Below are 19,633 nucleotides of genomic sequence, written 5' to 3'. Positions count from 1 at the left end.
CGCACACGGGCCCCATGGTTGATCGTCTCAGAAGCGCTGCCGAGCATCTCGAAGCACCGATATGCCCGGACTGCCATATCGAGATGAAGTGGTTCCGTTCCGAGCTGCTGGCCGACGAGCCGACCCCGATCATCGCGCATCTTTTCGTGTGCCCGCATTGCAAGCGCGCGGCCCAGGCAGACACCAAATTCGAGGGCACGCCGGTGCGGCCGGATAAGCTCTCTGCGCCGCGGTTTCCTGCTCACGCCGCATAGCATTCGGGGGTGACCGGATTCAGCGCTCGGCTGACCGCCGGATAGTAACTCGACATGACGATCATTTCCGGACCTCCTGTCGCGCTTTCGAGCTGACGAAGATGTGCCACGCCGTGAGAAACATCGCGGCGACGAGTGGGCCGATGACGAACCCGTTCGCTCCGAACGCCGCAAGGCCGCCTACGGTGGCGAGCAGCACGACATAGCTCGGCATTTGGATCGACTGGCCGACCAGGATCGGGCGGAGAAAATTGTCCGCAAGACCGATCACGAACGTCCCGAAAGCGAGCAGGATGATCCCTTTCGTGACTGAGCCTGCCACCAGCAGGTATAGTGCGACCGGAACCCAAACCAGGGCGGAGCCGAGCACGGGCAGCAGCGAGAGCAGCGCCATCAGGGCGCCCGCCAGCAGTGGGGCAGTCAAGCCGAGCACCCAGAAAATCAGCCCGCCAAGCGCTCCCTGAATCAGCGCAACGAGAACGATCCCCTTGATCGTCCCGCGAACCGCGAGGGTGAACGCATTCAGAATCTCGCTGGTGTGGCTTGGCCGCAGCGGCAGCGCGTCGCGGATCCGTGCATTGAGCTCGTCACCGTCGCGGAGCAGGAAGAACAGCAGGTACAACATCACGAGCAAGCTTGCGACGAATTCCAGCGTCAACTGACCGATGTTGATGGCGTGTCCCGCCAGCTGTTGGCCGGCAGGAACGACCAGACTCGACAGACGTTCCTTCAGGGCCGAAAAATCGATGCCGGCCAAACGATCCGACAGGGACGCAGCCCAGGCGGGCAGCGCGGATTTCAGCTGCTGCAGGGGATGAGCGAAACTGATCTCCCCGCTCTGAGCGCGCTGATAGAGCTCCCCACCCTGGTCGATGAGCGAGGCGATGACGACCGCCACGGGGATGAGGACCATGACGATCACGACGACGACAGTGAACGATGCAGCAAGGTTGCGCCTTCCCGGAAGCATTTCCAGGGCGCGTCGATAGAGCGGTGCGAAGATGATCGCCAGAAGCGTGGCCCACAACAACGCGCCGGAGAACGGCCAGAGCACCCACCCGAACGCAAGGGAGATCGCGGCAAGCAAGATGAGGAATGAGCGGTCTTCCGATGTTCTCACGTGTTCGCCAGCCCTTTTGTTGCAAGAAGTATGATCCGGACCTGAAGTCCGGGCCGTCACTTGTCTGCTTTCGCGGTCCAGTCGGCGAACTTGATGCGTCCTGCAAAGGTTGCGGGACCCGAGCCGCCGGCCTTGTAGACGAAAGCTTCGCCTTCCTGCACGTCCCCGGCTTCCTTGCCGAAGGCATCGGCGATGTTGGTCTTGTGGGTGACCAGGAAGGTGTTGGTGCCGGCTTTGCGCGGCGCGTCGACGAGCTGCCGCACGGCCTGGCCCGCCTTTGCGTTTGCACCGGTCGGATTTGCCATGCCCGACGCACTCGCGTTGCTGCTGTCCGTCAACGCATCGACCGGCTTGACCTCGCGGCCGGAGATCAGCCTGCCCGCCTCGATCGCGCGGTTCAGCTTGCTGGTGTAGACGTCGCCGATCGGAATTGCGAGTTCCTTGATGGCCGTCCCGATCTGGCGCGCCATGTCGCGGCCCTTTTCACTGAGCTGCCGCTGGGCGCTCATGTCGTCGAACTTGAAAGGGTAGACATCCTTTTGGCTGTCGTCGGTGGCGGTGTGCCGAAACACCAGCACGTAGCCGCCTTGCTTGAGCGAGGCGATCAGTTCCGAGCTATCGGCCGCGGCGGGGGTGGATCCAGAGAGCAGGACAATGGCGAGGCAGCAAAGCAGTTTCATGTCCGACATCCTCTTCTTGAAAACGCCCCTTGGAGGATGGTGACGTGCAGCGGGGTCGATTTCAATTCTCGAATGCCGATGGATATGAAGTTCCCATGCGCGGAAACGTCGAGCGGTCCTGTATCAAACCGCCAGCTGCCGCGCCGCCGCCAGTCCGGCCAGCGCCTCTTCCAGCTTCTCGCGATCGAGCGGCTTGATCAGAAACCCGTTCATGCCCGCTTCAAAGCAGGCATAGCGATCCTCCACCAGCGTATTGGCGGTGAGCGCCAGGATCGGCGTGTGGTGGCCACCTTTGGTGGCCTCATGCGCTCGGATTCGTTTCGTCGTTTCGATGCCATCGAGCTGCGGCATCTGGATGTCCATCAGCACGAGATCATAGGGCGTGCTGGCCGATGCCGCGCCGAGCCAGGATTCCAACGCGGCCTCGCCATTGATCGCGATGACGACGCGGTGGCCGAGTTTCGTCAGCAGCGAGCGCATCAACAGCGCATTGATCTCGTTGTCCTCGGCGACGAGAACCGACAGGCCTTTCGCCGGTACCGGGCCGGTGGATGGGGCTGATGGCTCCGGCGCGAGATCGGGCGAGGCGACCTCCGGGGGCAGCGCGAGGCGTGCGGCGAGCGAGGCCGCGCGCAGCGGCTTCACCAGGAAGCCGGTGAAGGCCGGCGAGAGTTTCTCGTGGCGCGAGCCGGACGTCAGCAGCACGAGGCGTTGCGTCGCATGGCTGCGTGCGGCTTCGCCGAGGCGGTCGGCGATGGCGGTGCCGAGCGCGCGATCGATCAGCACCGAATGCCATGAGCGTTCCGGCAGCAGCGCTTCCGCCACCGCGGCGTCCGTCACCATGCAGGTCTGGCCGCCCCAGCGCTCGAGTCGCCGCGCGATCAGTGACGCCTCGATGCCGTCGGCAATCAGCAGGATCGACTTGCCCGCGAGATCGGGACTGGGGAATGCCGTCTGTTCCGGATCGACGTGCTTTGACGCGAGCGGAATCGCGACTTCGAAGGTCGAACCCTTGTCCGGCTCGCTCGTGAGCGTGATGCGGCCGCCCATGCGCTTGACGATGCGCTCGCTGATGGCGAGACCGAGGCCGGTGCCGCCATAGGTGCGGGCGACGCGTTCGTCGGCCTGCTCGAATTCGCGGAAAATGCGCTGTTGCGCTTCCGGCGCGATGCCGATGCCGGTGTCGCGCACCAGAAAGCTGATCTCGTTCGGCCAGATGCCGGGCTCGACGATCAGCGCGACGCCGCCGCTCGCGGTGAACTTGATGGCGTTGCCGGCGAGGTTGAGCAGCACCTGGCGCAGCCGCGCGGCATCGCCGACCACTTCGAGCGGCAGCCGTTCGTCGACATAGGCGGCGATCTCGAGCTGCTTCGCCTGCGCGCGGGGCGCGAGTAGCTCGGTGATGTCCTCGATTAGGCCTGAGAGCGCGAAGGGACGCTGCTCGAGATCGAGCTTGCCGGCTTCGATCTTGGAATAGTCGAGCAACTCCTCGATCAGCGCCATCAGCGCTTCGCCCGAGGTCTTCACGGCCCTGGCGTAGGTCGACTGCTCCGGCGTCAGGGAGGTGTCGAGCAGCAGCCCGCCCATGCCGATGATGCCGTTGAGCGGCGTGCGGATCTCGTGTGAGGCCATGGCCAGGAAGCGCGATTTGGCCCGGTTGGCGGCGTCGGCCTGATCGCGGGCGTCGGACAGCGCACGTTCCGTCTCGGTGCGGTCGGTGACGTCGCGTCCGACGCTCTGCAATTCGGCGGGCTGGCCGGCGTCGAGCCGGACATAGCCTTCGCGCCAGGCGATCCAGCGCCCGCCGAGCGGGGTTGCGATCTTCTGGTCGTGAATCCGCGTTCCGTTGCTCTCGCGGGCGCTGTCGCCCTGCTCCAGCACGTCGAAATCAAAGCACGTGCCGACCAGCGCGCGGCGCGCCTGTCCGGCAAGCGCGCAATAGGCGTCGTTGGCGAAGGTGATGCGGCCGCTCGTGTCACGCAGCACGATCAGATCGCCCTGCTGTTCGAACAGGCTGCGAGCGCGTTCTTCGGCTTCCTTCAGCTCCCAATTGCGGTCGATCAGCGTTTCGTTGTGGGCGGCCAGTGCACGCATCCGCTTGTTGACGAAGCGCAGGCGCATGCTGAGCGTGGCGAGGCCGAGGCAGGCGAGCGCGAACAGGAAGCTGACGCCGATCGCAAACGCATTGGGATCGTAGCCGGACGTCTCGGACCGGCTGCCGGAGACAAACCCATAGGCGCCGCCGAAGGTCGCCGAGAAGATCATGATGGAGCGGATCGCGAAGGCGATTCTGGGGTACTGTCGCCTGAAGCGGCGCATGCGCACCTTGATCCGGAACGTCCGATCCATCGCCACCGACCCGACTCTTTTCGTAAAAACCTGTGCTCGCTGTAAACGACGATGTGCCGCCGACCTTGCGAACAGTTTGAGGTGTCGCGACCGCCTCCAAACAGGGTTGACGAGGCGTTAACGGCGCAAAGCGAGGCGGCTCAAAGCGAGGCGGCCTGGAGATGATGGTGGCCGCCGCGGGCGCCGACGATTAGCGCCGCGGCCTCGCGCTGCGAGAAGGTTTTCGAGCGCACATAGACGCGGTAATCCGCCGGCCCTTCGGTGGAGAGATAGACCACCTGGCCGCCGTCGACGGGCTGCGCGGCAATCGAGATCAGGCGCGTCGAGGGGTTGGCCTGGCAGGACTCCGATTCCGACCCGAGGCCGTCGTCGACGACCGCGAAGTCGGCAGCGTCCGCATCCTCGGTGATCTGAACCCGCACCGTGGCGCGCGCGGGATCATCCGTGAAGGCGACATGCACGCCGGCGGTCCAGAACAGCGACGTCAGCTCGACCGAGGTGTCGCCGAGGGCGATGCAGGGATGCGAGACCGATCCGATCTCGCTGCGGGCAAACACCGCGGCCGCCAAAACGGGAATAACCGAGGCCAGGATCTTGAAACGCAACATGACACGCTACTCGCCGGGCCCTGTACGGGAACTGATGGGCCTTATGGTTTGCAGAGCGTAAAGGAAACTCGTTACCGCCGGGTTGATGCGCGGAATGATCACACCAGCTGCCGCACATCCTCCGCGAGTGCGCGATAGGACAGTGCTTCGGCCAGATGCAGCCGGCCGATCTTGTCGGCGCCGTCGAGATCGGCCAGCGTGCGCGCCACCCGCAGCACGCGGTGATAGCCACGCGCCGACAGCCGCATGGTCTCGGCGGCGTCGCGCAGCAGCTTCTGGCCTTGCGCATCCGGCTTGGCGATCTCCTCCAGCACCGAGGCCGGGGCTTCGGCGTTGGTGCGAACCTTCGGCAGGCCGGCGTCCGCGTAGCGCGCGAGCTGGATGTCGCGCGCGGCGGCCACGCGCGCGGCGACTTCGGCCGAGCCCTCCGCCGGCGGCGGCAGGATCAAATCGGCCGCGGTCACCGCGGGAACCTCGATGCGCAAATCGATGCGGTCCATCAGCGGCCCCGAGATGCGGGCCTGGTAGTCGCCGGTGCAGCGATCGATGCGGCCGCGCTTGCAGGCATAGCCGGGCTCGAATGCATTGCCGCAGCGGCAGGGATTCATCGCGGCGACCAGCATGAAGCGCGCGGGATAGGTGACGCGGTGGTTGGCGCGGGAGACCGAGACCTCGCCGTTCTCCAGCGGCTGGCGCAGCGAATCCAGCACGCGCGGATCGAATTCGGGGAGCTCGTCGAGGAACAGCACGCCCTGATGCGCGAGCGAGATCTCGCCGGGCCGTGCGCGCATGCCGCCGCCGGTAAGCGCGGCCATGCTGGCGGAATGATGCGGCGAGCGAAACGGCCGCCGCGCCGTCAGCGCGCCGCCCTCGATCTCGCCGGCAACAGAGGCGATCATCGAAACCTCGAGCAACTCGCCCGGTGACAACGGTGGCAGGATCGAGGGCAGGCGTGCCGCCAGCATCGATTTGCCGGCGCCGGGCGCGCCGATCATGAGCAGGTGATGACCGCCGGCGGCCGCGATCTCCAGCGCCCGCTTGGCGCTCTCCTGGCCCTTGATGTCGCGCAGGTCGAGGGGCGAGCTTGCTGCTTCATGCACCTTCGGCACCGGCCGCGACAGCACCTGCGTTCCCTTGAAATGGTTCGCGATCTGGATCAGCGAACTTGCGGCGATGATCTGGATGTCCGGGCTCGCCCATGCCGCTTCCGAGCCGCAAGCCGCCGGACAGATCAGCCCCTCCTCGCGCACATTGGCGCCGATTGCGGCAGGAAGGACACCGGCCACCGGCGCGATCGATCCGTCGAGGCCAAGCTCACCCAGAACGGTGAAGCCGGTCAGTGCATCCGGTGGAATCGCGCCGATCGCCCCCATCAGCCCGAGCGCGATCGGCAGGTCATAATGGCTGCCTTCCTTGGGCAGATCGGCGGGCGCGAGATTGACGGTGATCCGCCGCGCCGGCAGCGCCAGCCCCGAGGCGATCAGCGCCGAGCGGACCCGCTCGCGCGCCTCCGACACCGCCTTGTCCGGGAGACCGACGATCGCGAAGGCCGGCAGACCCGGCGCGACCTGCACCTGCACGTCGACCGCGCGGGCCTCGATCCCCTCAAAGGCGACGGTAGAAACCCGCTGAACCATGCCCGAACCAGCCTGCCCTTTTGCACAATTAGGGGTAGCAGAGCGGGCCAGTCCTTGCAAGAACAATACGGGAACGTGTTGAGGGGGCCTGGAAGGCCCTAACCGATCGTAAACACGACGAAGACACTACGCCTCGAATGCAAGCTGCTCTGCTCAGCACATTCCAACGAATGTCCGCTACTCCTAGGGGTGCGGGATGGGCCGTGGTCTAACGGGTGAACAATTCAAATGCTTGCAAATCGCCGGAGAAGCGAACGACGGATGTGCACGCGGCTCGCCAAGATTCATTTTGGCGCGGGTTCGCTGCCGCGGGACTGCACGATCACCGATATTTCGGATGGCGGCGTGAAAGTAGTGGCGGAATTTCTGGAAGTGCCGCCGCAATTCACCATCATCTTCGCACCCGACTATTCCCGCCAGTGCCGCCTGCGCTGGCGCATCGGCTGCGAGTTCGGCGCTGAATTCACCGACTGAGCCATCGGAAGCGCCCCGCCTTAACGGGACTTTAGCGTTAATCGGTAAGCATCTCTGATCAGTCGCCGAGTGATCAGAGTATGTCCAAGCGTTCGTCCGTCGCCTCTCCTCCGGCGAGATATCTGTTTTCCGCGCTTCTGATCCTGGCCCTCGGCGGCTGTCAGACCACCGGCATCGAAGACATCACCGGCGCGCTCGGCGGAAAGTCGGACACGGCTGGCAGGGCCGACACCAAGCCCGACGTGAGGCCGGACATGGACGCGCTGCGCGAGCGCTATCGCGCCAAACCTGGCGATCCCAACATCGCGCTCGAATACGGCAAGGCGTTGCGTCAGACCGGCCAGCGCGCGCAGGCGCTCGCGGTGCTGGAGCAGGCCGTGCTCACCCATTCCAACAACAAGGCGCTGCTCGCCGGCTATGGCCGCGCGCTCGCCGACAGCGGCAGTTTCCAGCAGGCGTTCGACGTCCTCGGTCGCGCGCATTCGCCCGAGGATCCCGACTGGCATATTCTGTCGGCGCAGGGCGCCGCGCTCGATCAGCTCGGCCGCAACGAGGAAGCGCAGCAATACTACGCCGCCGCGCTGAAGATCGTGCCGGACGAGCCGTCGGTGCTGTCCAATCTCGGACTGTCCTACATGCTGCAGAACAATCTGCCGCGGGCAGAGGAAACGATGCGCCGTGCGCACGCGCGCAATCCCGCCGATTCGCGCGTGCGCGCCAATCTCGCGCTCGTGCTGGGACTGGAAGGAAAGCAGGCCGAGGCGGAGACCATCGTGAAGGCCGACCTGCCGCCGGATCAAGCGGCGGCAAAGGTCACGGCGCTGCGGCAATTGCTGGTGAAGAAGCAGCAGCGGGCGGAGAAGTAACCGGCTCGTTCCTGAGCTCGACAGATTGAGCCTCGCCGAGCGCACCGAGGGAGGTGCGTTCCCTCCCCCAGAAGGGGGAAGGGAGCGGAGAGAGCTCAGTTCTTGTCCCTACGACGCCTTGCGATGCGGGGCTGATCCGCGCCCCGACCTGCCCTTCAGCTTCTTCAGCAGCGGGCCGAGCAGCGAGCGCTTCGGCTTCTTCACCTCGCCGCGCCCGGCAAGGCGGTTCGCCATGTTCTGGAACAGCTCGGTGGTGCGGTGGCTCTTGGAGACCTCCGCGATCATCTGGCCGTTGTTGGCCGCGGTCGAGAACAGCTTCGAATCGAACGGGATCACCGCGATAGGCTGGCTCTCCATGGTCTTGGCGAAGGCCTTGACCTCGATCTCCGCACGCTTGGGCATGCCGACCTGGTTGATGCAGTAGAGCGGTGGCCGGTCGTTCGGCCGCGCCGCCTTCAACACGTTCAGCATGTTCTTGGTGTTGCGCAGGTTCGCAAGATCGGGCTCGGCCACGATCACGATGTCGTCCGCGTTGACCAGCGCGCGTCGGGTCCAGCCGGACCATTGGTGGGGAACGTCGAGCACGATGCAGGGCGTGGTCATCCGTAGCGTGTCGAACACCGCGTCGAAGGCCTCCGCGCCGAAATCGTAGACGCGGTCGAGGGTGGCAGGCGCAGCAAGGAGGCTGAGCCGCTCGGTGCATTTGGAGAGCAGACGCTCCATCAGAGCCGTGTCCGGCCGATCCTGTGACAGCACCGCATTGGCGATGCCCTGCACCGGGTCCTGGTTGTAGTCGAGACCCGCGGTACCGAAGGCGAGGTCGAGATCGATCACGACGGAATCGAGCGCGAGGTCGCGGGCGATGGTCCAGGCCACATTGTGCGCGACGGTGGAGGCACCGACACCGCCCTTGGCGCCGACCACCGCGATGACGCGGCCGGTGATGATGGTTTCGGACGCCGAGAACAGGCTGCAGATCGAGCGGACGACGTCGAGCGTTTCGACCGGTCCCACCACATAGTCGTTGACGCCGCGGCGGACCAGCTCGCGATAGGGCGCGGTGTCGTTGGGATTGCCGATCACGACCACACGGGTGCCGGGATCGCAGACGCCGGCGAGGTCGTCGAGGCCCTCGAGGATGTCGCGCGTGCCGTCGGATTCGATCACGATGACGTTCGGCGTCGGCATCGTTTCATAGACTTCGATGGCCGCAGCGAGGCCGCCGTCCTTGGCGGTGAGATGCGCCTTGGCGAGACGGCGATCCTGCCCGGCCGCGGTCACCGCGGCGAGCGTCTGCTCGGTCTCGCAAAAGGCCTGCACGGAGATGCGAGGAACCGGCGCAATGTGTTCCTCGGGGTGCTGCGGATCGTCCGCTTCTTCGTCGTGGACGCGTGTCATCTGCCTGTGTCGCTGAGTTTGGCCTTGTCGGCGTCTGGATTGGTGGTCCCGATCGGCGTGCCCTTGCGATAGCGCTCGAAGGCCATGTCGCGCCGTGCGTTATAGGCCGGCGTCTCGGACCGCGGCTGCTCGAGGTCGGCCGGATTGTCGATCATGGCCGCGAGGTTGCGCTGGCTGGCGCAGCCCAGATTGAAATAGGGCTGGTTCTCGTTGTAGCCGGGGTCGAGGATGGAGGGGCCGATATCTTCCGGCCACAGCCCGCAGGGGCCGGCGACCGCGGCGATCCGGGAATAGCTCAGGCGGATGGTGGGCAGCAGTCCGGGATCCTCGGGCCGATAGGGGTGCTGGACGATGGCACGCGAGGGCACGCCGACGGATGCGAGCACGGAACGGATCTCGTGATAGGTCGCTGCGGCCGCGCGCGAATTCGCGGCGTTGGCGGGGACGTCGACCACGACCGAGCCGGTGCCTTCGCGCACCCAGTCCCGGGCAATGCCGGCGACGTCCGCGTGCTGCGCGGCCGAGAGGCCGCCGCGAGCCTTGCCGACGAAGATCACGATCGACTTCTTGGCTTCCTCGACCGCGATCGGGTGACGCTGGCGATAGTCGGTCGGCACCGTCTGGGTGACGATCTCGCCGGTGGTGTTGCAGGCGCCCAGCATGACGGAGAGCCCCGTCAGCGCCAGCGCGACGCTCAACTTGCGACGTCGATCGGCCATGGTCTTCGTCATCGCTTCGTCCCCTCGTGCCCCATCTCTCGCCCGTCTCTTGTCCCGTTCCCCAAGCCGTCCGTTCGCCATCAGTCGATGATGAAGCCGAAATCGCCGGGCGTGCCCGCGATCGGATCGACGCGGCGCGCGATACCGTAGAGGCGGTTCATGCGGCCGAGCAGCGCCGTCTGGGCGTCAGAGGCCGGCGCAAAGCCGTCGTCGGGCCGGGACAGTTCCTTCTGAGCCACCGCGCGCACCACATAGGGGGTCACGATCACCATCAGCTCGGTTTCGTTGTTGACGAAGTCCTGGCTGCGGAACAGCGCGCCGATGATCGGCACCTGGTCGACGCCGGGCAGGCCGTTGATCGCCTGTTTGGTCTGCTGCTGGATCAGGCCGGCCATCGCCATCGAACCGCCCGAGGGAATTTCCAGTGTCGTTTCGGCGCGACGGGTCTGGATCGAGGGAATCGTGATCGAGTTGGTCGAGCTCGACGACAGCGCCTGGGTCACCGTGATGGCGCTCTGGTTCGACAACTCGGACACCTCGGTCATCACCCGCAGGCTGATCCGGCCCTCGCTCAGTACGACCGGGGTGAAGTTCAGGGAGATGCCGAACTTCTTGTAGGTGATCTGGGTGGTACAAACGTGGGTGACAGGATCGCAGGCATAGCCCGACGGAATGGGGAATTCGCCGCCGGCGATGAAGGTGGCGGATTCGCCGGAGATCGCGGTCAGGCTCGGCTCGGCGAGCGTGCGCATGACACCGGCACTTTCCATCGCGCGCATCGTGGCGCTGACGGTCGCGAAGCCCTTGGTGAGGCCGGCGACACCTAATCCGTTGTTGCTGACGATCGGTCCACCGCTGACCGAGAACGGGTTGGAATTGTTGAAGTTCACCACTGCGGTGCCGGCGTTCAGGCTGGCGCTGAGATCGACGCCCAACTGCTTGACGATATCGCGGCGCACTTCGCCGACGACGACCTTGAGCATCACCTGGTCGCGGCCGCGCACGACGATGTTGTTGACCACCTTCTCGGAGCCGCCGACCAGTTTGGCGGCGACGTCGCCGGCCTGCTGCGCCTCGACCGGGCTCGACACCGAGCCGGTCAGCATCACGCTGTCGCCCACGCCTTCGATCTGCACGCCCGGCAGCGACTGACGCAGCGCCGTGCGCATGCCGTTGAGATCGCGCTTCACCGCGATGTCGTAGGCAGCCACCTGCTGGCCGTCGGCGGCGAAGAACACGACGTTGGTCTGGCCGACCTGTCCGCCGATGATATAGGCGCGTTGGGCCGAGCGGATCACGGCATTGGCGATCTTGGGATCGGCGACCAGCACGTCCTTGACGTCGCGCGGCAGGTCGATGACGGCGGACTTGCCGACGCCGAGCGACAGGAAGCGCGTCTTCGCAGGCACGATCGTTCCGACCGGCGACACATCGATATCCGCTGCCTGCATCGGCGCCTGGTCGCCGACCGGCGCATCTGCGGCGCTGACGATATCGGGGGCTGCGAGGAGCCCCAGGATCAGCATCGTCCCCGTCCAGAACGAGCGCGCGCGATTCCCCCGAATGCGCATGCCCGTCCGATCATCCCCGTAGTTCATCATATCCCCATCACTTCTGTGACGTCAGTTGCCGCGCCTGTACGCCGTAGCGGATCACGTTGACCCCGCCCGACCGCTTGCTCGCCAGGTCCTCGGGCGCGCTGTCGACCGAGTTGGCATCGACGATGCTGCGCAGCGCGAGTGTCAGCGTGCCGCCCTGGCGCGCCGCCGATAGCGTGCCGACCTGGTCGGGTTTGAGCTCGAGCGTGACGGTCCTGCCGACGACGGCATTCTGGCCGTCCTTTTCCTTTGGCGCTTGGTCGATCGCGAGCACGCGGATATTGGTCAGGATCGCTTCGGACAGGATGAGGTCGTTACCGGCGGCCCCGTCAGGATTCTTCAGGCGGCGGGTCAGCACGATGTCGACGCGGTCATTCGGCAGGATGAAGCCGCCGGCGCCGGTCTCTGCTGAAATCTCGGTGGAGACGGCGCGCATGCCCGACGGCAGGATCGCGGCCATGAAGCCGGAGCCGTCGGCCTTGACCAGCTTCTGCTCGCGGATCGGCTCGCCCTGCATCAACGGCACGCGTGCGATCGAGCCTGCGATCTGGATCTGCGCCTCGGGCCTGTTGTCGCGGCGGATGAAGGCGCTGCTCGCGGTCGCCGCCGGCCAGACCTGCCATTGCAGGTCCTCGGGCTTCACGGCTTGACCGAGCTGGATGTCGTTCTTGGCGACCAGCACCTCGACCGTCGGCAGCTTCTCGGCGACGGGGAGAACGGGCGCGGGCTTGTTGTCATAGCCGCTCGCCAGATACGCAGCGACGCCGCCGGCGCCCAGCGCGATGACGAGAACGACAATGCGTGCGGTGTTCATACGCTTCTACTCTTACGCAGGGCACTCGAACCGCACCTGGCGGGTTCCCCAACGTCGATGAGTAGGCAGTAAAAGTATAAGCGGTGTTGCGAGGCCGAATGTGAGCGCTGGCCGCGCTGGGGTCTTTCGGCAGATGGTGAACGTCGCGTTAGCCGGTCGGCCACTGGCCCCGTAGTTTCACGCAGTCGCGGCCCGTGCGTTCGAACGATGCGCGCCGCGTCATGGTGAATGCGTGGTTAGTGATGTGCGGGTGCGGTGTCATGGCTAAGAGCCGGAAGCAATGCGCCACACCATCGCTGTCGTCCCGGCGAAGGCCGGGACTCATACCGCGTGATCTCTCGATTGTAGAAGACAGAAGTACCAACGACGAGTCTTCGCCAAACCACGCCCTGTGGCTATGGGTCCCGGCCTTCGCCAGGACGACGTTGGAGAGGTAGTGCGCTCCCCTACTTCGCCCGCTTCTGCTCGATCACGTCCCAGAGCTTTGCGGCAACGTCCGGTCCGCCGAGCCGCGCGATGGCGCGGATGCCGGTCGGCGAGGTCACGTTGATCTCGGTGAGGTTGCCGTTGATGACGTCGATGCCGACGAACAACAGCCCGCGCTCGCGCAGCGCCGGGCCGACGGTGGCGCAGATCTCGCGCTCGCGCGGCGTGAGCTCGGTCTCCTGCGCTGCGCCGCCGCGCACCATGTTGGAGCGAAGGTCGTCAGCGGCCGGGACGCGATTCACGGCGCCGGCGAACTCGCCGTTGATCAGGATGATGCGCTTGTCGCCGTGCTTCACCTCGGGGATGAACTGCTGGATCACCCAGGCTTCCTTGAATGTCACCGAGAACATGTCGAACAGCGAGCCGAAATTCATGTCCTGCGGCATCACGCGGAACACCGCCGCGCCGCCGTGGCCGTGCAGCGGCTTCATGACGACGGCGCCGTGCCTGTCGCGAAACGCGTTGATCTCGCCGAGGTCGCGCGAGATCAGCGTCGGCGGCATCAGCTGCGGAAAGTTCATCACGAACAGCTTCTCCGGCGCGTTGCGCACCGAGGCGGGATCGTTGACGACGAGCGTCTTCGGATGGATGCGTTCGAGAAGGTGCGTCGAGGTGATGTAGGCGAGGTCGAACGGCGGATCCTGGCGCAGCAGCACCACGTCGAAGCCGTTGAGCGCCTCGCGCCTGGGTTCGCCCAGGGTGAAATGATTGCCGGGCTCGTCGCGCACGGTGAGCAGCTGAACGGGAGCGACGATCTCCTCGCCGACCATCGAGAGCTTGTCGGGCGTGTAATAGGACAGGCCGTGGCCGCGCTTCTGAGCCTCCAGGAGCAGCGCAAAGGTGGAATCACCCTTGATGTTGATGCGGGCGATGGGGTCCATCTGGACGGCGACGTTCAGTTTCATGGTCTGCCTTTCAGGTCGAGGCGTCGAATGCCGCCAACACATGGCGTGGAAGTGACCGCGGCGCAATCAGCATGGCATCGAATCGCATTTCAAATTCCGCATGCTCGGGATGCGCGACGAGCCAGCCTTGCGCGGCGTCGATGATGCGCTGCTGCTGGCGCGGCGTCACCGCGAAGGCGGCGTCGTCCAGCGTCGCGCGCGCCTTGACCTCGACGAAGGCAATCAAATTGCGGCGGCGCGCCACGATGTCGATCTCGCCATGCGGCGTCCGGTAGCGTTTGGCGAGGATGCGGTAACCCTTGGCCATGAGATAGGCCGCGGCGCGGCTTTCCGCGGAGATGCCGGTGCGAAACGCGGCGACGCGCTCGGGCGAGGCGATTTTCGGTTCCGCCGGGGCGTTAGTCTTCGCCATCGCCGCCCCGCAGATCTTTGGCAAGCTCGAGCGCGCGGGCATAGACCTCGCGGCGCGGCCGGCCCGAGAGCGCGACCGCATGCGCGACCGCATCCTTGACGCTGTTCGCGGCGAGCTGCTCGCGCAGGACGTCGTCGAGCGCGTCCGATGTCAGCATCTCGGCATCCGCCGCAGGCGGAGCGATCACCAGCACGAATTCTCCGCGCGTCTCCAGCGTGTCGGCGCCGCGCGCGAGCTCACGCAGCGTCGCGCGCGAAATCTGCTCGTGCAGTTTCGTCAGCTCGCGGCAGATCGCGGCTTCGCGGGTCCCCATGATCTCGGCGAGCTCGGCGAGCGTGTCCTGCACGCGGTTGCCGGAATCGAACATCACCAGCGTCGCATCGATGCGCGCAAGCTCGGCCAGGCGCGACCGCCGCGCGGCCGATTTCGCCGGCAGGAAGCCTTCGAAGAAGAAGCGGTCGGTCGGCAGCGCTGCGACCGACAGCGCCGCCAGCACCGAGGACGGACCGGGCAGCGCGTAGACCGCGTGGCCGGCGGCGCAGACCTCGCGCACCAGCTTGTAGCCGGGGTCCGAGATCAGCGGCGTGCCGGCGTCCGACACCAGCGCGATCGAGCCGCCCTGCGAAAGCCGCTCCAGGATCTTCGGGCGGGCCGCTTCCGCGTTATGCTCGTGATACTGCTTGAGCTGCGCGGAGATGTCGTAGCGCTCGGTCAGACGTCGCGTAATGCGGGTGTCCTCGCAGGCGATGACATCGACCCCGGCGAGGGTTTGCAGCGCCCGCAGGGTGATGTCACCGAGATTGCCGATGGGGGTCGCGACCAGGTGCAGGCCCGGTGCGGCCTTCGGCGCGACAAGCCGATGGGCGTCGATGGAGAAACCGCGCGAGGCGGGCTCCGTCGTCTCAGGTGTATTTATCGGGGACGGCTTTGCGCGCATAATCAGACGAACTTAGGCATGATCCCCGGGGCTGGGAACCGGTCCCCGGAAAAAGATCGTGCCTGGGCAAGGGGCGAGGCAAGGGGCGAGGAAGGACTGGAATGTGATCCACTCGACATCACATTCCCGAGGGAATGAAGCGTCAGCGCCATATTCGCGGCGGAAACGCCGCCTTGATGCTGGGTGACGGACGGCGGACAGCGAGCCAGAACTTGAGAGGAAGCCGCGTTAAGCGGGCATTATCCTTTTGTTTGAGTTAACTATTTGCCGACAATATGCCTGAATCCATGGCCGGTGTCGTGGAAAGATGTCGTGACCGGCTGGCGACGGTCGGTCAGAAGAGAAACTGTCATGACGGGCCCACGTGATCCCAGATATTCCTCTTCGGAGGAGTCTCCCGTTCAGGGGCCCCTGATGTCAGGGGCGACCCGGCGAAGCGCGCTCGGCCTGTTGCTCGGCGCGCCGCTGCTGTCGGCCTGCGCCGGCGTGCAGCAGAGCCTGAGCCAGTTCTCCAATCCGTTCAGCAGTTCCTCTCCGCCTCCCGCCCAGCCGGCTGGCCCGCCGCAGCAGGCGACGACCGCCGGCACCGGCGGGGTGAAGGTTGCCGTGATCCTGCCGCTGTCGGCATCCGGCAATGCCGGCCTCGCTGCGCAGTCGATGCGCAATGCCGCCGAGATGGCGTTGGCCGAGTTCCAGAATCCCAACATCCAGCTCCTGATCAAGGACGACAATGGCAGCCCGCAGGGCGCGCAGGCGAGCGCGCAGCAGGCGGTCGACGAGGGCGCCGAGATCATCCTGGGGCCGCTGTTCGCGCAATCGGTGCCTGCGGTGGCGCAGATCGCGCGTACGCGCGGCATTTCGGTGATAGCGTTCTCGACCGATTCCAGCATCGCCGGCCGCGGTGTCTATCTGCTGAGCTTCCTGCCGGAGTCCGACGTCAACCGCATCGTCGAATATTCCGCCAGCATCGGAAAGCGCTCCGTCGCCGTTCTGGTGCCGGACAATGCCTATGGCAATGTGGTCGAGGCCGCGGTCAAGGCGGCAGTGCCGCGCCGCGGCGGGCGCATCGTCGCATTCGAGAAATACGGCGCCGATCGCGCCACGCCGGCCCGGACCGTGGCGCAGCAGCTCGGCAGCGCCGATGCGCTGTTCATCGCCGATGATGGCGACGCCGTCGTCTCTGTCGCCGATGCGTTGAGCGCCGCGGGTGCTAACCTGCGCAATATCCAGCTGCTCGGCACCGGCCTGTGGGACAGTCCGCGCGTCTATGCCAGTTCGAGCTTGCAAGGCGGCCTCTACGCCGCGCCGGACCCGGCCGGTTTCCGCGCCTTCTCCGGCCGTTATCGCACCAAATACGGCGCCGAGCCCGTGCGCACCGCAACGCTCGCCTATGATGCGGTTGCCCTGGTCGCCGCGCTGGCGCGCACGCAAGGCACCACGCGCTTCTCGTCCGACGTGCTCACCAATCCTTCCGGCTTCGCCGGCATCGACGGCCTGTTCCGCTTCCGCGCCGACGGCACCAATGAGCGGGGCCTCGCGGTGATGAAGGTCACGACGGGCGGCGGCGTAGCCGTGGCCGGCTCGCCGAAGAGTTTTGGGGCTTGATGGTTCACCTCTCCCGCTTGCGGGAGAGGTCGGCGCGTAGCGCCGGGTGAGGGTTCTTTCCTCTAGCGGTTGTCCCGGAGACACCCTCTCCCCAACCCTCTCCCGCAAGCGGGCGAGGGAGCCGCACCGCCGAATTCGGTCGAGACCTTACGCCGCGAGATCCGCGACCACTGCGTCCAGCACCGGAAAACCGCTGCTGGTCACGCGCAGCCGCCCCGTTGCATCCACCGTGATCGCGCCTTCTTCGCGCAGCAGCGTGATGCGCTTGGGATCGAGCGAGCGGCCTGACAGCGCGCGGTAGCGCTCGGGGTCGATGCCCTCGGCAAGGCGCAACCCCATCAGCAGAAATTCGTCGGCGCGCTCTTCGCTGTTGAGGAGATCGTCAGTGACGACGCCGTGCCCGTTGGTCTCGACCCGCATCACCCAGGCCTCGGGACGCTTCTCGGTAGCGGTCGCGTGCCTAATGCCGTCGATGTCGAGCCGGCCATGGGCACCGGGGCCGATGCCGGCATATTCCTCGCCGCGCCAGTAGACCAGATTGTGCCGGCACTCGGCGCCCCGCCGCGCGTGATTTGAAATCTCGTAGGCGGGCAGGCCGAGCTTGTCGCAGGTTTCCTGCGTGACGTCGTAGAGCGCGCGTGCGATCGCTTCATCCGGCGTCTTCAGCTTGCCGGCCTGATGCAGGCCGAAGAACGGCGTGCCTTCTTCGATCGTCAACTGATAGAGCGACAGATGCTCGGCTGCCTCGTCGATCGCGAGACGCAATTCATCGGCCCACATCGCCGGCGTCTGGTCGGGACGGGCGTAGATCAGGTCGAACGAATAACGATCGAACGAGCGGCGCGCGATGGCGACCGCGTCGAGGGCCTCGCGCGCGCTGTGCATGCGGCCCAGCGCCTTCAGCGAGGCATCGTCGAGCGCCTGCACGCCGAGCGAGACGCGGTTGACGCCGGCGGCGCGATAGCCGGCGAAGCGCGTGGCTTCGACGCTGGTTGGGTTTGCCTCCAGCGTGACTTCAACGTCTTTCGCCACGGTCCAGTGCTTGCCGATGGCATCGAGCACAGCGCCGACGGTCGCAGGCTGCATCAGGGATGGCGTGCCGCCGCCGAGAAAGATCGAGGTGACCTCGCGGCCGGGCGAACGTTGCGCGGTCGTTTCGATCTCACGCGCGAATGCTGACGCAAAACGCGCCTCGTCGATCGCGGCGTGGCGGACATGGCTGTTGAAGTCGCAATAGGGGCACTTCGACAGGCAGAACGGCCAGTGCACGTAGACGCCGAAGGCTTCGGATTCTTGTTTTGACGCGTTTTCCTGGCGCGAACCGGTATCCACTTCGCTCGAAAGCGCTCTAGCGCGGCTCAAGGCAGATCTCCGCCAGTTTCACGAAGGCGCGGGCACGATGCGACAGGCCGAGACCGAGCGGCGGCAGGCCGTGCTTCTCGATGCTCTCCATCTCGCCGAAGGTGCGGCTGTGGCCGTCGGGCAAAAACATCGGGTCGTAGCCGAAGCCGGCGGTGCCGCGCGGCGGCCACACCAGCGTGCCGTCGACGCGCGCCTCGACCTCTTCGAGATGATCGTCGGGCCATGCAACGCAGAGCGCGGAAACGAAATGCGCCTTGCGCTTGGCGGGCGTGGTCGCGCCACGCTCCTGCAACAGCCGTTCGATCTGCGCCATTGCCGCGGCAAAATCCTTGTTCGGGCCGGCCCAGCGCGCCGAGTAGATGCCGGGCGCACCGTCGAGGGCGTCGACCACGATGCCGGAATCATCGGCGAAAGACGGCAGCTTCGTCGCCTGCGCTGCCGCGATCGCCTTGATCGCGGCGTTGCTGCGGAAATCGTTTCCGGTCTCTTCCGGCTCGGGAAGACCGAGCTCGCCGGCCGACACCGCATCGATGCCGTAAGGCGCGAGCAGCTCCTTCATCTCGGCGAGCTTGCCGGGATTGTGGGTCGCGATGACCAGCTTTCCGGTGATTCGGCGATGCATCGGACTATTGACTACGCTACCGCCAGTTTCTGCAAGTCCACCAGACGCGCCACGCCCTTGCGCGCCAGCGCCATCAACGCCAGGAACTCGGCTTCCGTGAACGGCTCGCGTTCCGCGGTGCCCTGGACTTCGATGATGCGGCCATCACCCGTCATGACGAAGTTGGCGTCGGTATCGGCCTCGGAGTCCTCGGCATAGTCGAGGTCGAGCACGGGCGTGCCCTTGTAGATGCCGCAGGAGATCGCGGCGACGTTGTCGCGCAACACATTGGCTTTGACCATGTTGCGCGCCTTCATCCAGGTGATGCAATCGGCGAGGGCGACCCAGGCGCCGGTGATCGAGGCCGTGCGGGTGCCGCCGTCGGCCTGGAGCACGTCGCAATCGACCGTGATCTGGCGCTCGCCGAGCGCTTCGAGATTGATGATGGTGCGAAGCGAGCGGCCGATCAGGCGCTGGATTTCAACAGTGCGGCCGCTCTGCTTTCCTGCGGAGGCCTCGCGGCGGGTGCGTTCCGAGGTCGCGCGCGGCAGCATGCCGTATTCGGCGGTGACCCAGCCACGGCCCTGGCCCTTGAGCCATGGCGGCAGGCGGTCTTCCAGCGTGGCGGTGACCAGCACGTGGGTGTCGCCGAACTTCACCAGGCACGAGCCTTCCGCATATTTGACCACGCCGCGCTCCAGCGTCACGGGGCGCAATTCGTCGGGCGCACGGCGGCTTGGCCGCATGGGAAATCCTCCAAAACTCTCGGAAAAGGGCTGTTGGCGGTGCTTGTAGGGGGGGTGAGGGT

At 65.9% G+C, this 19,633-nt stretch carries 19 protein-coding genes; 4 read left to right on the top strand and 15 right to left on the bottom strand.

Features of this window, described 5'->3' with window-relative positions; genetic code table 11:
• Positions 1–14: 14 nt before the first annotated feature.
• A complete protein-coding gene (locus tag AC0L3C_RS23365; protein ID WP_473264301.1) occupies positions 15–254 on the top strand; it encodes a hypothetical protein in 240 nt (79 codons plus the stop codon).
• A gap of 61 nt (positions 255–315) precedes the next feature.
• On the opposite strand, the gene AC0L3C_RS23360 is transcribed toward AC0L3C_RS23365, so the two are convergent.
• The 5 genes from AC0L3C_RS23360 to AC0L3C_RS23340 all read right to left on the bottom strand — a co-directional run bounded on the left by AC0L3C_RS23360 (position 316) and on the right by AC0L3C_RS23340 (position 6,648).
• Positions 316–1,374 (bottom strand): AI-2E family transporter, encoded by a 1,059-nt coding sequence (locus AC0L3C_RS23360; protein WP_473409125.1) that lies wholly within the window; start codon positions 1,372–1,374, stop codon positions 316–318.
• A gap of 56 nt (positions 1,375–1,430) precedes the next feature.
• The gene (locus AC0L3C_RS23355; RefSeq protein WP_473409080.1) at positions 1,431–2,054 is read right to left on the bottom strand and encodes a histidine phosphatase family protein; all 624 of its coding nucleotides are present in this window, start codon (positions 2,052–2,054) and stop codon (positions 1,431–1,433) included.
• A gap of 123 nt (positions 2,055–2,177) precedes the next feature.
• Positions 2,178–4,403 carry an ATP-binding protein gene (locus AC0L3C_RS23350; protein ID WP_473409124.1) on the bottom strand — a complete coding sequence of 742 codons (2,226 nt, stop codon included), beginning with the start codon at positions 4,401–4,403 and terminating at the stop codon, positions 2,178–2,180.
• A 140-nt stretch (positions 4,404–4,543) separates the two neighbouring features.
• A complete protein-coding gene (locus AC0L3C_RS23345; RefSeq protein WP_473409079.1) occupies positions 4,544–5,011 on the bottom strand; it encodes a hypothetical protein in 468 nt (155 codons plus the stop codon).
• Between the two features lie 98 nt (positions 5,012–5,109).
• Positions 5,110–6,648, bottom strand: coding sequence for a YifB family Mg chelatase-like AAA ATPase (locus tag AC0L3C_RS23340; protein WP_473409078.1), 1,539 nt, complete (start codon positions 6,646–6,648; stop codon positions 5,110–5,112).
• 228 nt (positions 6,649–6,876) lie between these two features.
• Between AC0L3C_RS23340 and AC0L3C_RS23335 the strand changes: the two genes are divergently transcribed.
• Positions 6,877–7,122, top strand: a complete 246-nt coding sequence (locus AC0L3C_RS23335; protein WP_007598461.1) for a PilZ domain-containing protein — start codon at positions 6,877–6,879, stop codon at positions 7,120–7,122.
• Between the two features lie 80 nt (positions 7,123–7,202).
• Positions 7,203–7,988 carry a tetratricopeptide repeat protein gene (locus AC0L3C_RS23330; protein WP_473264305.1) on the top strand — a complete coding sequence of 262 codons (786 nt, stop codon included), beginning with the start codon at positions 7,203–7,205 and terminating at the stop codon, positions 7,986–7,988.
• A 108-nt stretch (positions 7,989–8,096) separates the two neighbouring features.
• Here AC0L3C_RS23330 and AC0L3C_RS23325 read toward each other — a convergent pair whose 3' ends face one another.
• The 7 genes from AC0L3C_RS23325 to rsmI form a co-directional block, all read right to left on the bottom strand.
• Positions 8,097–9,386: a CpaE/TadZ family protein gene (locus AC0L3C_RS23325; RefSeq protein ID WP_106943964.1), complete on the bottom strand. Its 1,290-nt coding sequence runs from the start codon at positions 9,384–9,386 to the stop codon at positions 8,097–8,099.
• On the bottom strand, positions 9,383–10,117 hold the full coding sequence (locus AC0L3C_RS23320) for a CpaD family pilus assembly protein (RefSeq protein WP_473264306.1): 735 nt from the start codon (positions 10,115–10,117) through the stop codon (positions 9,383–9,385). Before AC0L3C_RS23320 ends, AC0L3C_RS23325 begins: the two co-directional genes overlap by 4 nt.
• A 68-nt stretch (positions 10,118–10,185) precedes the next feature.
• Positions 10,186–11,703, bottom strand: coding sequence for a type II and III secretion system protein family protein (locus AC0L3C_RS23315; protein WP_473283704.1), 1,518 nt, complete (start codon positions 11,701–11,703; stop codon positions 10,186–10,188).
• A 10-nt stretch (positions 11,704–11,713) separates the two neighbouring features.
• Positions 11,714–12,517: a Flp pilus assembly protein CpaB gene (cpaB, locus tag AC0L3C_RS23310; protein WP_473283659.1), complete on the bottom strand. Its 804-nt coding sequence runs from the start codon at positions 12,515–12,517 to the stop codon at positions 11,714–11,716.
• Positions 12,518–12,963: 446 nt separating this feature from the next.
• Positions 12,964–13,908 (bottom strand): glutathione synthase, encoded by a 945-nt coding sequence (gene gshB / locus AC0L3C_RS23305; RefSeq protein ID WP_473409077.1) that lies wholly within the window; start codon positions 13,906–13,908, stop codon positions 12,964–12,966.
• Between the two features lie 10 nt (positions 13,909–13,918).
• Positions 13,919–14,320: a YraN family protein gene (locus AC0L3C_RS23300; protein WP_473264308.1), complete on the bottom strand. Its 402-nt coding sequence runs from the start codon at positions 14,318–14,320 to the stop codon at positions 13,919–13,921.
• Positions 14,307–15,257, bottom strand: a complete 951-nt coding sequence (gene rsmI / locus AC0L3C_RS23295) for a 16S rRNA (cytidine(1402)-2'-O)-methyltransferase (RefSeq protein WP_473409076.1) — start codon at positions 15,255–15,257, stop codon at positions 14,307–14,309. Before rsmI ends, AC0L3C_RS23300 begins: the two co-directional genes overlap by 14 nt.
• Positions 15,258–15,608: 351 nt before the next feature.
• Here rsmI and AC0L3C_RS23290 point away from each other — a divergent pair, with 351 nt between their 5' ends.
• Complete coding sequence (locus AC0L3C_RS23290) at positions 15,609–16,862, top strand: penicillin-binding protein activator (RefSeq protein WP_473264310.1); 1,254 nt, start codon at positions 15,609–15,611, stop codon at positions 16,860–16,862.
• A 147-nt stretch (positions 16,863–17,009) separates the two neighbouring features.
• Here the strand turns inward: AC0L3C_RS23290 and hemW are convergent, their stop codons facing one another.
• From hemW to rph, 3 genes are read right to left on the bottom strand one after another with little or no spacing between them, the layout of a single operon-like run.
• Positions 17,010–18,194: a radical SAM family heme chaperone HemW gene (gene hemW, locus AC0L3C_RS23285; protein ID WP_473264362.1), complete on the bottom strand. Its 1,185-nt coding sequence runs from the start codon at positions 18,192–18,194 to the stop codon at positions 17,010–17,012.
• Between the two features lie 16 nt (positions 18,195–18,210).
• Complete coding sequence (gene rdgB / locus AC0L3C_RS23280) at positions 18,211–18,846, bottom strand: RdgB/HAM1 family non-canonical purine NTP pyrophosphatase (protein ID WP_106943971.1); 636 nt, start codon at positions 18,844–18,846, stop codon at positions 18,211–18,213.
• An 11-nt stretch (positions 18,847–18,857) separates the two neighbouring features.
• Positions 18,858–19,571, bottom strand: coding sequence for a ribonuclease PH (gene rph / locus AC0L3C_RS23275; protein ID WP_027514789.1), 714 nt, complete (start codon positions 19,569–19,571; stop codon positions 18,858–18,860).
• Between the last annotated feature and the right edge of the window lie 62 nt (positions 19,572–19,633).

This window comes from Bradyrhizobium sp. WSM4872 (assembly GCF_055811715.1).
Note: the sequence above shows the minus strand (reverse complement) of the source record. Positions and strands in the feature narration are given on the sequence as shown.